Genomic DNA, 15,962 nt, shown 5'->3' on the forward strand with positions numbered 1-15,962 from the left:
TCATCAATACTTGTTTCTTTGAGCTGTGAGCAATCCACTTCAGTGTTATCAAGGAGAAAGTATGACCACCTCACGCAGTGAGAAAGATTCGATGGGTGCCATCGACGTCCCGCAGGACAAACTCTGGGGCGCGCAAACCCAGCGTTCGCTGGAACATTTCCGTATCTCCACTGAAAAGATGCCGGTCTCGTTGATCCAGGCCCTGGCGCTGACCAAACGCGCCGCGGCGAAGGTCAACCAGGATTTAGGCCTGCTCTCCGGGGAGAAAGCTAACGCGATTATCACCGCCGCCGATGAAGTGCTGGCAGGTAAACATCCTGATGAGTTCCCCCTCGCCATCTGGCAGACCGGCTCCGGTACCCAGAGCAATATGAACATGAATGAGGTGCTGGCGAACCGCGGCAGCGAGCTGCTCGGCGGGGTGCGCGGCATGGAGCGCAAGATCCACCCCAACGACGACGTCAACAAAAGCCAGAGCTCCAACGATGTCTTCCCGACGGCGATGCATGTGGCGGCGCTCATCGCCCTGCGCGAACAGCTCATCCCGCAGCTGAACGTGCTGAAGCAGACCCTCAATGACAAAGCTCAGGCTTTCGCCGATATCGTCAAAATTGGCCGTACCCACCTGCAGGATGCCACGCCCCTGACCCTTGGCCAGGAGATCTCCGGCTGGGTGGCGATGCTCGATCACAACCTGCGTCATATCGACCACAGCCTGCCGCACCTGGCGGAGCTGGCGCTGGGCGGCACCGCGGTAGGCACCGGGCTCAATACCCATCCTGAATACGCGGTACGGGTGGCTGAAGAGCTGGCAAATATCACCGGGCAGCCGTTTGTCACGGCGCCGAACAAGTTCGAGGCGCTGGCGACCTGTGATGCGCTGGTACATGCCCATGGGGCGCTGAAAGGGCTGGCGGCCTCGCTGATGAAAATCGCCAACGACGTGCGCTGGCTGGCTTCCGGGCCGCGCTGCGGCATCGGTGAAATCAGCATCCCGGAGAACGAGCCGGGCAGCTCCATCATGCCGGGTAAAGTCAACCCGACCCAGTGCGAAGCCATGACCATGCTCTGCTGTCAGGTGATGGGCAATGACGTGGCGGTGAACATGGGCGGGGCCTCGGGCAACTTTGAGCTGAACGTCTACCGTCCGATGGTGATCCACAACTTCCTCCAGTCGGTGCGTCTGCTGGCGGACGGGATGGTGAGCTTTAACGAGCACTGCGCGGTAGGCATCGAGCCGAATCGCGAGCGCATCAGCCAGCTGCTCAACGAGTCGTTAATGCTGGTGACGGCGCTCAATACCCATATCGGCTATGACAAGGCGGCGGAAATCGCCAAAAAAGCGCACAAAGAGGGGCTGACCCTGAAAGCCTCCGCCCTGGCGCTGGGGTATCTCACCGAGGCCGAGTTCGACAGCTGGGTCCGCCCGGAAGAGATGGTCGGCAGCCTGAAATAGTTACTCCGCCACGTACAGGTGCAGCCGCGGGATAATCAAGCGCAGCGGCTGTGCCTGCGGCTTATAACGGTGCTGAACGTTGTCCGCATCGTAATTGAGCAGTTCACCAATATCGGGTATCACCGCCCCTTGATCGGCATCGTAAAGGGCGATCAGCGGCGTCGGGCAGGCGTATTGCACCTGCTTTTGCTGCCCGGCATACCAGACGCGGGCGATTGGCTGCACTTTTACCGGCCGCTTGATCTTCAGCCGCGCCTGTGCAGGCAGGGCGTGAATGGCGGTATATTCTGCCTCCAGCCGCTCCACCCACTGATCCCGTGACCAGGGCGCTACGGCGCGCGGCGACTTGAGGCTTTTCTCCAGCATCGCCAGCACCTCATCGCGGGTGAAATTTTTGATGATGTGCTTATTGGCCCAGCCGAAGCGCAGGGTGGCGGGGTGGTTGATTACCGTTAACGTGCGATAGGCGTTGAGAGTGATCAAACCTGGTAGCTGGTGGTGCACCCACTCAAAGCGGGCGGCAGGCGCCAGACCTGACTCCTCGGTGACGATTTTTTCAAATTCCGCTTTTAGGGCATTAATAGTCGCAATGCGATCGGTGATTTGCTCCCGGTGCGCGGCGTCGCTCTGCAGGCAGATCACCCCCGGCAGGCGCACGGCGGCCTTGCTGCTGCGATTCTCGGATTGCTGCTGGATAAAGAGATGACGATAGTGTTGCAGCGCCATCGTCAGCGCCTCCTGGCCGAGGTGCTGCTTCACCGTAATGGCGTTGAGCGGATCGTGCTCGGCGCCTTTGGCGACGTCCGGCAGGGAGAAGACGCGCCCGGCCAGCAGGCGACAGGCCTGGAGTTCGGGGGTCAACTGCGCCAGCTCGTGCTCCATCTGGCGAAAGGTTGAGTTTAAGCGTTCGATAAGATCGTAAGTTGCCATAGCGCACCACATTAGTTACAACATACTTAGTTTATAGCACAGCACGCCGGGTCAGGCCAGCGTGCGGTTTGGGTCAGTCAGGGATGGGCAGGGCGATATGATGCCAGACGGGCCAGTTGAAGCAGAAACGGGCCCCGCCGAGGTCGCTGGCTTCGCAGCTGACGTCGCCCCCCAGCGCCTGGGCGATAGAGTGGACGATCGCCAGCCCCAGGCCGCAGCCGCCGGTGGCGCGGTCCCGGCTCGGGTCGAGTCGGACAAAAGGCTCAAACACCCGCTGGCGGGCCTCTGGCGCAATGCCCGGACCATCATCTTCCACCGACAAACTGGCGCGGCTGCCGTTTAGCGTCAATGCGATCCGCAGTTGGTTATCGCTGTAGCGCAGGGCGTTGTTCACCAGGTTATCCAGCACCCGCTCCATCAAACGCATATCCAACGCGCCGTAATCGCCATCCACGCTGCTGATCAGCAATGTGCGCTGCGGGTTAACGCTCTGCACATCCTCCACGTAGCTGCGCAGCCATGCAGGCAGATCCGGGGTGGTGAGCTTAAGTTCGTTCTGCGGTCGGTCGAGGCGAGCGTAGGTCAGCAGCTCCTCAATCAGCGCCTCGAGCTGGCTGATATCGCGATTCAGCGCCTGCGACTCTGTTTCGGTCAGGTTTTCACTCATCTCCAGCCGGTAGCGCAACCGTACCAGGGGGGTGCGCAGCTCATGGGCGATACCGTCAATCAGCTGTTTTTTGCTGGCGATGAGGGCGTTGATATTGTCAGCCATCTGGTTAAAGGCCACCCCCAGCCGCTCAAAGCTCGAGCCGCTGTCGAAGTGGATCCGTTCGGTCAGATGCCCGTCGCCAAAACGCTGGGCCGCGGCCTCGAGGCGCAGCATGTCCTGCCAGTGGGGGCGCATCCAGATAAACACCGGGAAGGCCAGCGAAATGGCGATAAAGGCCAGCAGGGCGATATCCAGCAGGCGCATCTGATGCAGGAAGTAGAGATACGGCACCGGGCCGACCGCCAGGACGTAATGGCTGCGCGGAATACGCTGAATAAAGGTGTACTGATCGTCCAGCGCCACGATATCGCCTTCGCGCAGCCGCTGCATGATCGGGGCATCCAGGGTGTATTTCTTCAGCGGCTCGATGCGCAGTTTGAATGACAGGTTCAGATCCAGCTCTTTGATGGTGCGCGCCCAGTCGTGAGGGGGGATCTCACGCAGTTCGCTGCGCATCAGATAGAGCGAGCTTTTCATCAAATCATCCAGCGACTGTCTGCCCGCCCGTTCGGCGGTGAACTTATAGACCAGCCCAACCAGCATGGTCATCACCAGGAAGCAGACGAACAACAGAAGGTAAAACTGCACAAACAGTTTTTTCATGAAATATCACCCAGCTACAACGCGTTGAAGAGGCTGCCCGAACATAAGATTGACTCGCTAAGAGCGGGCATCGCCTACTTTACGCAATGGGCTGCCGCATGGCATAGCGAATGTTGAAGGTTTTGCCTTGTTTCATGACGTCCGCTTGCACATGCCAGGCGTCTTCAATCAGAGCAGGGGTCAGCACCGCATCAGGCGGGCCGCTGGCTATCACGCTGCCGGATTTCAGCAGGACCAGCCGGTGGCAGTAGTTGGCGGCGAGATTCAAATCGTGCAGGGCCACCACCACCGTAATGGGTAGCTGCCTAATCAGCGTCATCAGCTCCAGCTGATACTCGATATCCAGATGGTTGGTCGGCTCATCGAGGATAAGCAGCCGTGGCTGCTGGGCCAGAGCGCGGGCAATCTGGCAGCGCTGCCGCTCTCCGCCGGAAAGCTGCCGCCACAGCCGGTGACGCAGCCCGGCAAGTTTCATCAGCCGGATCGCGTGCTCAACCGCCTGGTCGTCCTTTTCACTCCAGCCCAAAAGCCCCCTGCGGTGCGGCGTGCGCCCCAGCCGGACAATCTGCTCCACGCAGAGATCGCCATCCACTCCGGCGTGCTGGGGAACAAAGGCCAGCTGTTTGGCCCGATCTCTCACGGAGATTTTATTGAGCGGGGTGCCGTTCAGCTGAATATGGTGCGCATGACGCGGGAGTAACCCGGCCAGACAGCGCAGCAGGGTCGACTTTCCCGAGCCGTTCGGGCCTAACAGGCCGACAATTTCACCCGCCTCCAGTTGCAGACTGATGTTGTTCAGCACCTGGCGGGACTGGAAGGTGACCTGCAATCCGCTTAATGAAAGGGTCATACGTTTTTCTCCCGGCTGCGATAGAGCAGAACCACAAAGGCAGGCGCGCCGACTAACGCGGTGACCACGCCAATGGGCAGGACCTGATGGGTGATGAGCGTGCGGGAAACCATATCGGCGAGGATCATGAAATGACTCCCGACCAGGAAGGTCAGGGGAATTGAGCGGCGATGCCCGGGGCCGCACAGCATCCGGGTAACGTGCGGGATCACCAGCCCGACAAACCCCACCGCGCCAATGATACTGACCATTACCGCCGTCACCAGCGCGCAGGTGAGCAGCAGGATAATGCGCACCAGGGTGACCGGCACGCCGAGGGTAGTGGAGACCTCATCGCCAAAGGTGAAGGTATCCAGCGCTCGCGAAAAGGCGAAGATCACCATAAATCCGGCCAGCACGACCGCCAGAGCCAGAATGGCATCCGGCCAGCGAACCCCGCTCAGGCTGCCCAGCAGCCAGAACATCACGCTGCGGGACTGCTCGGCATTGGCGGAGGTGCTGACAATGTAGGCGGTCAGGGCGTTAAAGAGCTGCGTCCCGGCGATGCCCGCCAGCAATATCCGTGGCGGGCTGTCGGTCATGCCGTGGGTGATAAGCATGATAAGCCCGAACGCGCAGCAGGCGCCGATAAAGGCACCACCGCTGATGCCCAGCGTGCTGCCGCCAATCCCCAGCAACATCACACAGACGGCACCCAGCGACGCGCCGGAGGAGATCCCAAGAAGATAGGGCTCTGCCAGGGGGTTTCGCAGAATGGCCTGCATCACCAGGCCGCAAAGCGCCAGACCCCCTCCGCTGCAGGCGGCCATCAGCGCCCGGCTCATGCGGTACTGCCAGACAATGCCTTCCTCAACCTGGGGCAGCACATAGCTACCAAGCCCCAGACCGTTGAGAATGGCTTTACCTGCGTTCGTATACGACACCGGCATATCCCCGACGGTGGCAGCGAAAACCAGCATCAACGGCAGCGTCACTATCCCGACGGCCATCAGGCTATGCTGCCGCCAGCGCGGCAGGGTAAAGGGGGCGCGGAGAATCATGATACTCATTGTTCAGCCTGGAACGTTGCCAGTTTTTCGCCGATCGCCTCAACGGCATCGACATTACGCAGGGAGGGGTTAAGTGACATTGCGGGTACCACCACGATCTGCCCCTTTTTCACGGCGGGGATGTTTCGGGTCACCGGATCGTCGTTTAAAAAGGCCTTTTTGACCGCCACATCATCCGCAGGGTAGAGACGGCGGGACATCTCAGCGATGACGATTACGTCAGGCTGCGCCTGGGCGATATGCTCCCAGGTCACGGCAGGCCATTCGTCATGGGAATCAATGATGTTTTTCAGCCCAAGCGTGTGGCTGATCCACCCCGGCGCGCCGTAATCGCCTGCCACCCAGGGATCGCCTTTCAGACGGCTGCTGGAGAACCAGAACACCACTTTCAGGGGGCGAGTCTGTTTCACGGCAGCACGGGCCTGCGCCTGCTTAATACGCTGTTTCAGCGCCTCGTTAAGCGCATTACCCTGCGGCTGGACGTCGAAAATGGTCGCCAGTTCATCTATTTCGCGTTCGATTTCGGCGATGGAAAACGGTGTGCTCCGCGCCCCGTCGCCATTTGAGCTGTCGGTGACGCTTTTGCCAATGCAGTCGGCAGGGGAGATCCAGGTCGGGATCCCCAGTGTGGCGAACTGTTCCCGGGTGCCCGTTTCCCCCTGCGGCCCGATATGCCAGTGATACTGGGCCAGCACCAGATCAGGACGCTCCGCGGTGACCGCTTCAAAGGAAGGGGCATTATCCGCCAGCTTTTTCAGTCCGTTACCCTGTTTTGCCAGCGCATCGGGCAGGGGGCCAAACCAGACTGAGGTTGCGCTGATCTTCTTTTCGAGCCCCAGCGCCAGCAGTAATTCCGTCTCGTGTTGCCCCACCGTCACCACCCGTTGCGGGGCCTGAGTAAAGGTCTCCTTGACCCCGCAGTTCTCTACCGTCAGCGGATAAACCGTCGCGGCGAATAGCGGCTGCACGAATAAAGTAAGGACAAAAGCCAGCGCCCTGTTTTGATTAAACACGTTCTCACCCTCATAGATGTTATGTTATAACATAATACATATTATGCGGGCGGGCGCAAAAGGTTAATCATCAGGAGTAAAAATGGGCGGCTGTCGCCTCTGCTATACGTCCCAGGCGTGGGGCGCGAAAAGGTAGCCTTTGTTACGCACGGTTTTGATGCGGAACGGCTCGGTAGCGTTATCCAGTAGCTTCTTGCGCAGGCGGGAGATGGCCACGTCCACGCTGCGGTCCAGGCCATCGTAGCTGACGCCGCGCAAGTTTTTCAGTAGCGCGTCCCGATCCATAATCTGTCCGGCATGGGTTGCCAGCTCCCACAGCAGATCGAAATCTGCCGTCGACAGCGCCACCTGCTCGCCGGAAAGCAGCACCTGGCGATTAACCGGATCGATGGAGAGTGTGCCAAAACGCAGCGCCTTGTGCGGGGTGAGCTGCGGGGCCGGGGATTCGCTGGAGGCGGCAACGTGCTGGCGCAGATGCAGACGCACACGCGCCAGGAGTACAGCCGGTGGGGTGGTTTTGAGGATGTAGTCGTTTGCCCCCATCTCCAGGGACAAAATGTGGTTCATGTCGCTGTCGAGGGAGGTGAGCAGCACAATCGGCCCGTTCCAGCGGGCGCGCAGATCCCGGCACAGGGTCATGCCATCTTTACCGGGTAGCATAATATCCAGCAGCACCAGATCGGGTTTTTCCCGCGCCACCACCTCTTCTGCGCGGTCGCCGCGCGGTTCGACGATGACCTCAATATCATGTTTACCCAGATAAGCGGCGATCAACTGACCGACTTCGGGTTCATCCTCAACGTATACGATCTTGTTCATAGCAAGGCTGTGTCTGCGAAAAACGCCAACATACACCGCGCAACCTTAACCTTCCATTAATCATTCGCAAAATGTTGCCGTTCCGTTATTCTGCCCGACATTGTTATTGTCTTGTTAAGGGGAGAAGGATGGGACTGGTGATAAAAGCGGCGTTGGGTGCGCTGGTGGTGTTACTGATTGGGGTACTGGCGAAAAGCAAAAATTATTACATTGCCGGGTTGATTCCGCTGTTTCCCACCTTTGCCCTCATTGCCCACTATATCGTCGCTTCGGAGCGCGGGATCGAGGCGCTGCGGGCGACCATCGTGTTTGGCATGTGGTCGATTATTCCCTATTTTCTCTATCTACTTTCGCTGTGGTACTTCACCGGCATGATGCGTTTGCCCCTGGCGCTGGGCGGGGCGGTACTCTGCTGGAGCCTCAGCGCCTGGGTGTTAATTTTCTGCTGGAGCCGCTTTCACTAACGTAAAGGACGTCCACCATCCACGCCAAAGGATCGGCCCGTGACGTAGCAGCTGGTCAGAATATAGTCGATTAAATCAATCACCTCTTTTTCTCCCGGGGCGATTTTCATAAGGGACTTATTCAGCGCCTTCTGACGATAGTCAGCATCGTCATGTTCATTAAACATGATCAGCGACGGCGCGATGGCGTTGACTTTCACCTCCGGGGCCAGCTTGCGGGCAAACGAGCGGGTCATGTTATCCAGCGCGGCTTTGCTGGCGGCGTAAGCAATGTGCTTATCGCTGCCGCGCTCAACCACGTAGTCGGTAAAGTGGATGATGTCGCTGGCGGCATGGCCGTGGCCGCGCAACAGCCCCTGCAGGGCGTGGTTGAGCAGGTAAGGGGCATGGACGTGGATCTGCAACATGCAGGAGAGCGTGTCGCTGAGCGAGTGCTCCGGGGATTCCGCCATCCATGCGCTGGCATTATGGATGATGGCGCGTAAGCCGGTGGTTTCCGCTTTTACCTGGTCGGCAAAGGCCAGAATGCCCTCGTCAGAGGAAAAATCCGCCTGAATACAGGTTGCACCCGCCTCGCACAGGGTCTCAATCGCCGGGTATTTTGTGCGATAGCTGACAATGACAGGCTGGTGAAGATTCAAGAAATGGTGGGCAAGCGCGAGGCCGATACGACGACCTCCGCCAGTAATCAGGATCGGGAGCGGTTTTGCCTGTCCCATCGTGTTCTCCTTATCCGTTCGACGATGGGACGCGGTTGCTTATCCCATCAACATCCACGTTGCCGGTAATGCGGCAACCAGTAATAAGCCAATCAGCACGATTTCACGGCGCTTCAGCGCGTGCTGGAGCTGGTGCGTGCGACGGGCATAAATAAACACCAGCAGTCCCGGCGCATAGAGCACGACGGAGAGCAGCAAATGCATCGGTCCGGAGGCATACAGCAGCCATAAGCCGTAAATACAGGCGCCCATCCCCACGACGGTATGCATCGGTCGGGTAGCTATTTTTAACAAATATGCGCCCACCAGGAAATAGGGTACCAGAATCATCTCGGAGGCGATGGTTAACAACGTGTTATAGTCTGAACCTGTGAGCCAGATCAGCACCAGACAGATCTGCACGCTGATGTTGGTCAACCACAGCGACGCGGACGGCGCATTGTTTTTGTTCTGTTGCGCGAACAGACGCGGGAAGGCTTTATGGGTTGCGGCCAGGAACGGCACCTCTGCCGCCATAATGGTCCAGCTCAGATAGGCGCCGCATACGGAGACGATCAGACCGGCGGCAATCACCACCTCGCCCCAGGAACCCATCATTTTCACCATCAGGCCCGCCATCGAGGGGTTACGCATCTCCGCCAGCTCCGGACGCGCCACCACGCCCAGGGAGAGCAGGGTGACCAGCAGATAGACCCCTAATGCGGCCAGTACGGCCAGCAGCGTGGCGCGACCAACATCGTGCTTATTGCGCGCCCTGGCCGAGACAACCACCGCGCCTTCCACCCCGATAAAGACCCACAGGGTGATCAGCATGGTGTTTTTCACCTGCTCCCAGACCGGGACACCCAGCGCCACGCCGGAAAAGTCCATGCTGAAGAGATCGAGACGAAACGCAATAAACGCCAGCACGATAAAGAGCCCCAGCGGCACCAGCTTCGCAAGCGTTGCGACCAGGTTGATACTGGCCGCGGTCTGGACGCCGCGCAGTACCAGGAAATGCACGACCCACAGCAGCACCGAGGAGCCGACAATGGATTGCCAGGTATTGCCATCACCAAACAGGCGCAGTTCAGGGGAGTCGGTAAAGAAACTGAGCGCAGAGAAGACGATCACCAGATAAGAGACGTTGGCGATCACCGCGCACAGCCAGTAGCCCCAGGCGGAACAGAAACCCACCAGCTCACCAAAGCCTTCACGGGCGTAGGTAAAAATACCGCCGTCGAGGTCGGGACGAATGCGCGTCAGCAGCAGCATGGCGAAGGCCAGCAGCAGGATCCCGATGCCGGTGATCCCCCAGCCAATAAGCAGCGCAGACGGGCTGGCGACGGCCGCCATATTCTGCGGCAGACTGAATACACCCGCACCGAGCATGGAGCTTAAAACAAGCGCAGTTAAAGCGCTCAGGCCAAGTTTCTTTTCCATTGGCTTCCTTTTTAAAAAGGGTCAGATCCAGAATAATTATTTCGTCGAAGCGCATAAAAATGGTGGATCACACTAAGGCGCGGGATTTTACGGAGTGTTACGAGCGCATGCAATGAGGAAGGGCTGAATTGTGGCGGTAAAGCGAAAAAAAAGGCGGCATAACGCCGCCTGAGTGAACCCGGGTACTTATTTGTACAGGTCAGCGCTGATGGTCATGTTATTACCGCGCTCCTGCCACTGGCGGGTGATGTGGTAATACTTGGCCCCTTTCTTCGCCGCACGCTTCGCCACCTGGTAAGAAATTTCGGTCATGTTGCCGTAGTTACCGGTGAACTTGATGCTGTCGAACGGAATCATCTGCGCGGCAGTGGCGTTGTTCAGCTCTTCAATTTTGGTGCCGTCGTTGAGCGTAACGCTATAGCGACCGCCTTTGGTGGTTTGGGTTTCAAAGAAACGGCCCACACCAGCAACGCTGGCGCCTGGTGCAGCGCTGGTCGCCACGCCCGGGATTTCCACTTTCTTCGCTTCTTCGCCGCCTTTGGCAATAGCTGCGCGGCCAGCATCAGAGTCAGCCGGGATGGCATCCGGGCTCTGCAGGACACGTTTTTTCGCATCTTTTTTGTAGATGTAAGCAGTGATGCGCTGGTTGCCGCCCTGGTTAGCATCGATCTGGCGAACGATGTAGTAGGAGTCAGCCCCTTTCGCTTTTGCGGCTTTGGTGATGGCGTCGTTCACTTCCGGCTGGCTGCGGTAGAAGCCCTGAATGGTGACAGTATCATACGGCTCAAGCAGAACGGCCTGATCTTTCGGCAGCTCCATCACGCCGTTAATCACACGGTTTTTCACCTCATCCGCTTTCGGGGCATCGGCTTTATAGAGCGCAACGGTGACGCGCTGGTTGCCGCTGCTGCCGTATTCGGAGTTATCCACGACGTAGAATGCGGCGGCGCCCTCTTTATCGGCACGTTTGGAGGCGGCATTAACTGCATCGCCAATTGCGTTAAAACGACCTACGATCGTAACGTGATCGTAAGGTTTCGTTGCAGCCGCTTGCTCCGGCGTTAACTCTGTCGCGGCATTGGCAGACAGAGCGGTCGCAGCAAGGAGTGCGGACGCCAGGAGAGTGTTCTTAAGCTTCATAAAAATAATCCTTCGCCTTACGCAAACCAGGTACTGGTGTAGTTGTTAATTTGAAAACGTTGACGATTATTGCATTTAACACCCTCTGCTGTCTGCGCCATTTTTTACAGCGAGCAGCAAGGGGGCGATCAATTTCCATAACCTTTAGAGATATGTTGAAAAAATACCCGTTTGACCACTAAAACTAATAAAGCATATAACTTTCACAAGTTGATTTAATGTTAATAAGTTGTTTCTAGCTGGCGCTATATCGTGTTTTTACCGCTTCGACTGAGCTAAACATCGGCCCTGGCGACGAAATAAAGGTAGATATGCCTGTCAGAGATGCAGATCACTTATTTTTGACAGTTAAAGGCATAAAAAGTGTTTTCTTGCTGTGGATCACAGGCGGTATTTTCAGTAGGTTATAGAAAGTTTGTTACTGTTTTATTTTCTGCGGATAGTCGTGAGCGGCAGGTTAACGCCTGTTGCTGTCGTTATATATCCGTGATGAATATTCGACAAACCATCATCAAAAACCGATGGAAGGGATTACTATGCGTATTGGGGTACCAAGAGAACGGTTTGCCAATGAAACCCGTGTAGCGGCGACACCAAAAACGGTGGAACAGCTCCTAAAACTGGGTTTTACCGTCGCGGTTGAAAGCGGCGCAGGCAAGCTGGCAAGTTTCGATGACGAGGCGTTTGTTCAGGCGGGCGCAGAGATTGTAGACGGCGCAAACGTCTGGCATTCGGATGTCATTCTGAAGGTCAATGCACCAGAAGAGGATGAAATCGCGCTGCTCAATCCGGGCACCACGCTGGTGAGCTTCGTCTGGCCAGCCCAGAATCCGGAGCTGATGGAGAAGCTGGCGGCGCGCGGCGTCACCGTCATGGCGATGGACTCTGTGCCGCGTATCTCGCGTGCGCAGTCGCTGGATGCCCTGAGCTCTATGGCGAACATCGCCGGTTATCGCGCCATCGTCGAGGCGGCACATGAGTTTGGTCGCTTCTTTACCGGCCAGATCACCGCTGCGGGTAAAGTCCCACCCGCGAAAGTCATGGTGATTGGCGCAGGCGTTGCCGGTCTGGCAGCTATTGGCGCGGCGAACAGCCTCGGCGCGATCGTTCGTGCTTTTGATACCCGTCCGGAAGTAAAAGAACAGGTGCAGAGTATGGGCGCCGAGTTCCTGGAACTGGACTTCAAAGAAGAGGCGGGCAGCGGCGACGGCTACGCCAAAGTGATGTCCGAAGCCTTTATTAAAGCCGAGATGGCGCTGTTCGCCGCCCAGGCGAAAGAGGTGGACATCATTGTCACCACCGCGCTCATTCCGGGCAAACCGGCACCGAAACTGATCACCCGCGAAATGGTCGACTCTATGAAGGCCGGTAGCGTGATCGTCGATCTGGCTGCGCAAAACGGCGGTAACTGCGAATACACCGTTCCGGGTGTGGTCACCACCACCGCTAACGGCGTGAAGGTGATCGGCTATACCGATCTGCCGGGCCGTCTGCCAACCCAGTCCTCCCAGCTCTACGGCACCAACCTGGTGAACCTGCTGAAGCTGCTCTGCAAAGAGAAAGACGGCACGATCACCGTTGATTTCGAGGACGTCGTCGTGCGTGGCGTCACCGTGGTCCGTGAGGGTGAAATCACCTGGCCGGCACCGCCGATTCAGGTTTCCGCGCAACCGCAGGCCGCCGCCAAAGCCGCCCCTGCACCAAAAGAGCCTGAAAAACCCGCTTCGCCGTGGCGTAAGTACGCCTTGATGGCGCTGGCCATTATCCTCTTTGGCTGGCTGGCAGACGTGGCGCCGAAAGAGTTCCTCGGCCACTTCACCGTCTTCGCGCTCTCCTGCGTGGTGGGTTACTACGTGGTGTGGAACGTTTCCCATGCGCTGCATACGCCGCTGATGTCGGTTACCAACGCCATCTCCGGGATCATTGTGGTCGGAGCATTATTGCAGATTGGTCACGGCGGCTGGGTCAGTTTCCTGAGCTTTATCGCGGTACTGATCGCCAGTATCAATATTTTCGGTGGTTTCACCGTGACTCAGCGCATGCTGAAAATGTTTCGTAAGGGATAAGGGGTAACCTATGTCTGGAGGATTAGTTACCGCTGCATACATTGTTGCCGCGGTCCTGTTTATTTTCAGCCTCGCGGGGCTTTCAAAGCATGAAACGTCGCAGCAGGGCAATAACTTTGGTATCGCCGGGATGGCGATTGCGCTGATTGCCACGATTTTCGGACCGGACACCGGCAACGTCGCGTGGATCCTGGTGGCGATGATCATCGGCGGTGCGATTGGTATTCGTCTTGCCAAACGCGTGGAAATGACCGAGATGCCGGAACTGGTGGCGATCCTGCACAGTTTCGTCGGTCTGGCGGCGGTACTGGTTGGCTTTAACAGCTACCTCTATCACGAGCCGGGGATGGATCCGATTCTGGTTAATATCCACCTGACTGAAGTGTTCCTTGGCATCTTCATCGGGGCGGTGACCTTTACCGGTTCTATCGTGGCGTTCGGTAAGCTGCGCGGCAAAATCTCCTCTAAACCGCTGATGCTGCCAAACCGTCACAAGCTGAACCTCGCCGCGCTGGTGGTGTCGTTTCTGCTGATGGTAGTCTTCGTGCGCACCGACAGCGTGGGCTTGCAGGTACTGGCGCTACTGGTGATGACCATCATCGCGCTGGCATTCGGCTGGCACCTGGTGGCCTCTATCGGGGGTGCCGATATGCCGGTGGTGGTTTCCATGCTGAACTCCTACTCCGGTTGGGCGGCGGCGGCGGCGGGCTTTATGCTGAGCAACGACCTGCTGATCGTCACCGGTGCGCTGGTGGGTTCCAGCGGTGCGATCCTCTCCTACATCATGTGTAAAGCGATGAACCGCTCGTTCATCAGCGTGATCGCCGGGGGCTTTGGTACCGACGGACAAACTTCCGGCGGTGAGGAAGAGGTGGGTGAGCATCGTGAAATCAGCGCGGAAGAGACGGCTGACATGCTGAAAAATTCGCACACGGTCATCATCACCCCAGGCTACGGCATGGCGGTAGCGCAGGCGCAGTATCCGGTTGCGGAAATCACCGAACGTCTGCGTGCTCGCGGCATTAAGGTGCGCTTCGGTATTCACCCGGTTGCCGGCCGTCTGCCAGGCCACATGAACGTGCTGCTGGCTGAGGCGAAAGTGCCTTACGATATCGTGCTGGAGATGGATGAGATCAACGACGACTTCTCCGATACCGATACCGTGCTGGTTATCGGCGCCAACGACACCGTCAACCCGGCGGCGCAGGACGATCCGAAGAGCCCGATCGCCGGTATGCCGGTTCTGGAAGTGTGGAAGGCGCAGAACGTTATCGTCTTCAAACGCTCCATGAACACCGGTTACGCTGGCGTACAGAACCCGCTGTTCTTTAAAGAGAACACCCACATGCTGTTTGGCGATGCCAAAGCAAGCGTGGATGCGATCTTAAAAGCGCTGTAAGCCTCTCTTATATCCACATTGAACAAACCGCCCACCAGGGCGGTTTTCTTATTTCTGCCGCCAATGTATTCCATCTGTCTATACTTTTAACTTTGTGTAAAGGGAGGAGAGATAATGCGGTTTTTGTCCCACTTCGATTTTTTGGCGCTCATGATGACCCCCACGTTCTGGATTGGCTTTGGCACCGTGGTGGTGGTGACGCTTCTGGTTTACTGGCTGTTAAAGCGCATCATCACCTTTGTACACAAGGGGATCACCAACTGGGGCGATAAGCATCCCACCACACGCCGGATGCAGCTGATCCTCACCGAGATGCTGAACAGAACCAGCCGGGTCATGCTCTTTGTGGTCGCTTTTCTTATCAGCCTGCGCTTCGTGGAACTTCCTGACCGCCTCTCCGGCACTCTCAGCCACGCCTGGTTCCTAGTGCTGGCGATTCAGGTGGCGCTGTGGATGGATCAGGGGGTAGTCTCCTGGCTACGACACGTGATGCTGGCGCCGGGAAGCCATAAAAACCCGGTCACGCTGGTGATCACCGGCCTGATCCTGCGGGCGATTGTCTGGTCAGTGATGCTGCTCTCTATTCTTGCCAACGCGGGCGTTAATATCACGGCGCTGGTTGCCAGCCTGGGGGTGGGGGGTATCGCCATTGCGCTGGCGGTGCAAACTATCCTGAGCGACGTCTTCGCTTCGCTCTCAATAGGGTTCGATAAGCCCTTCGAAATTGGCGATTTCGTGGTGTTTAACGACGTGGCCGGGACGGTGGAGCATATCGGTCTTAAAACGACGCGTATTCGCAGCCTGAGCGGGGAGCAGATTGTCTGCGGTAATGCGATCCTGCTTCAGCAAACGCTGCACAACTATAAGCGCATGCAGACGCGCCGTATCGTCTTTACCTTTGGCGTCGCCAGCGACACGCCGCCTGAGAAGCTGCGCATCATTGGCGATAACGTGAAAAAAATCATCACCGATATCGGCGAAACGCGTTTCGACCGTGCCCATCTGCTCGGTTTTGACAAAGACCGCCTCACCTTTGAGGTGGTGCATATCGTCAACACCGCGGATTACAACAAATACATGGATATCCAGCAGGAGATCAATATCCGGATCCTGGAGAGCCTGAATGAGGAGGGGGTAAAACTGGCCCTGCCGAGCATGGTGCTGCATGCGCCGTGGATGAAAGAGGGCGACAGCGCACAGCCTTCGACACAGCCCGCCACCGAGAGCTAGAAAAAAAAGCCCGCCAATTGGCGGGCTTTTTTA

Annotated in this window: 13 protein-coding genes and 1 pseudogene; 5 read left to right on the top strand and 9 right to left on the bottom strand. The window is 57.6% G+C overall.

Features of this window, described 5'->3' with window-relative positions; translation table 11 throughout:
- The first annotated feature begins 61 nt into the window (after nt 1-61).
- Entirely contained in the window at nt 62-1,456 is a 1,395-nt protein-coding gene (fumC, locus tag GNG26_RS10240; protein WP_156238603.1) for a class II fumarate hydratase, read from the top strand.
- Here the strand turns inward: fumC and tus are convergent, their stop codons facing one another.
- The 6 genes and pseudogenes from tus to rstA form a co-directional block, all read right to left on the bottom strand.
- Nucleotides 1,457-2,386 carry a DNA replication terminus site-binding protein gene (gene tus / locus GNG26_RS10245; RefSeq protein ID WP_156238604.1) on the bottom strand — a complete coding sequence of 310 codons (930 nt, stop codon included), beginning with the start codon at nt 2,384-2,386 and terminating at the stop codon, nt 1,457-1,459.
- Nucleotides 2,387-2,459: 73 nt separating this feature from the next.
- Complete coding sequence (gene rstB, locus GNG26_RS10250) at nt 2,460-3,758, bottom strand: two-component system sensor histidine kinase RstB (protein ID WP_156238605.1); 1,299 nt, start codon at nt 3,756-3,758, stop codon at nt 2,460-2,462.
- A 79-nt stretch (nt 3,759-3,837) separates the two neighbouring features.
- The gene (locus GNG26_RS10255; protein WP_156238606.1) at nt 3,838-4,608 is read right to left on the bottom strand and encodes an ABC transporter ATP-binding protein; all 771 of its coding nucleotides are present in this window, start codon (nt 4,606-4,608) and stop codon (nt 3,838-3,840) included.
- On the bottom strand, nt 4,605-5,648 hold the full coding sequence (locus GNG26_RS10260; RefSeq protein WP_231604320.1) for an iron ABC transporter permease: 1,044 nt from the start codon (nt 5,646-5,648) through the stop codon (nt 4,605-4,607). Before GNG26_RS10260 ends, GNG26_RS10255 begins: the two co-directional genes overlap by 4 nt.
- A gap of 5 nt (nt 5,649-5,653) precedes the next feature.
- Nucleotides 5,654-6,684: pseudogene (locus GNG26_RS10265) on the bottom strand (ABC transporter substrate-binding protein).
- Nucleotides 6,685-6,772: 88 nt separating this feature from the next.
- Entirely contained in the window at nt 6,773-7,489 is a 717-nt protein-coding gene (rstA, locus tag GNG26_RS10270; RefSeq protein WP_114387179.1) for a two-component system response regulator RstA, read from the bottom strand.
- 128 nt (nt 7,490-7,617) lie between these two features.
- On the opposite strand from rstA, the gene GNG26_RS10275 reads away from it, so the two are divergent.
- Nucleotides 7,618-7,953, top strand: a complete 336-nt coding sequence (locus tag GNG26_RS10275) for a GlpM family protein (protein ID WP_103179408.1) — start codon at nt 7,618-7,620, stop codon at nt 7,951-7,953.
- Here the strand turns inward: GNG26_RS10275 and folM are convergent.
- The 3 genes from folM to ydgH form a co-directional block, all read right to left on the bottom strand.
- Nucleotides 7,950-8,672: a dihydromonapterin reductase gene (gene folM / locus GNG26_RS10280; RefSeq protein ID WP_103179409.1), complete on the bottom strand. Its 723-nt coding sequence runs from the start codon at nt 8,670-8,672 to the stop codon at nt 7,950-7,952. The two genes, GNG26_RS10275 and folM, sit on opposite strands and share 4 nt — an antisense overlap.
- A gap of 39 nt (nt 8,673-8,711) precedes the next feature.
- Nucleotides 8,712-10,094 carry an amino acid permease gene (locus tag GNG26_RS10285; RefSeq protein ID WP_114315151.1) on the bottom strand — a complete coding sequence of 461 codons (1,383 nt, stop codon included), beginning with the start codon at nt 10,092-10,094 and terminating at the stop codon, nt 8,712-8,714.
- 186 nt (nt 10,095-10,280) lie between these two features.
- Nucleotides 10,281-11,234, bottom strand: a complete 954-nt coding sequence (ydgH, locus tag GNG26_RS10290) for a DUF1471 family protein YdgH (RefSeq protein ID WP_114387176.1) — start codon at nt 11,232-11,234, stop codon at nt 10,281-10,283.
- 536 nt (nt 11,235-11,770) lie between these two features.
- Between ydgH and pntA the strand changes: the two genes are divergently transcribed.
- The 3 genes from pntA to GNG26_RS10305 all read left to right on the top strand — a co-directional run bounded on the left by pntA (nt 11,771) and on the right by GNG26_RS10305 (nt 15,929).
- Nucleotides 11,771-13,300, top strand: coding sequence for a Re/Si-specific NAD(P)(+) transhydrogenase subunit alpha (gene pntA, locus GNG26_RS10295; protein WP_103179413.1), 1,530 nt, complete (start codon nt 11,771-11,773; stop codon nt 13,298-13,300).
- Nucleotides 13,301-13,310: 10 nt separating this feature from the next.
- Nucleotides 13,311-14,699 carry a Re/Si-specific NAD(P)(+) transhydrogenase subunit beta gene (pntB, locus tag GNG26_RS10300; protein ID WP_103824530.1) on the top strand — a complete coding sequence of 463 codons (1,389 nt, stop codon included), beginning with the start codon at nt 13,311-13,313 and terminating at the stop codon, nt 14,697-14,699.
- Between the two features lie 114 nt (nt 14,700-14,813).
- Nucleotides 14,814-15,929: a mechanosensitive ion channel family protein gene (locus GNG26_RS10305; RefSeq protein WP_114315148.1), complete on the top strand. Its 1,116-nt coding sequence runs from the start codon at nt 14,814-14,816 to the stop codon at nt 15,927-15,929.
- The last annotated feature ends 33 nt before the right edge of the window (nt 15,930-15,962 follow it).

This window comes from Leclercia sp. J807 (assembly GCF_009734465.1).
GTDB lineage: Bacteria > Pseudomonadota > Gammaproteobacteria > Enterobacterales > Enterobacteriaceae > Enterobacter.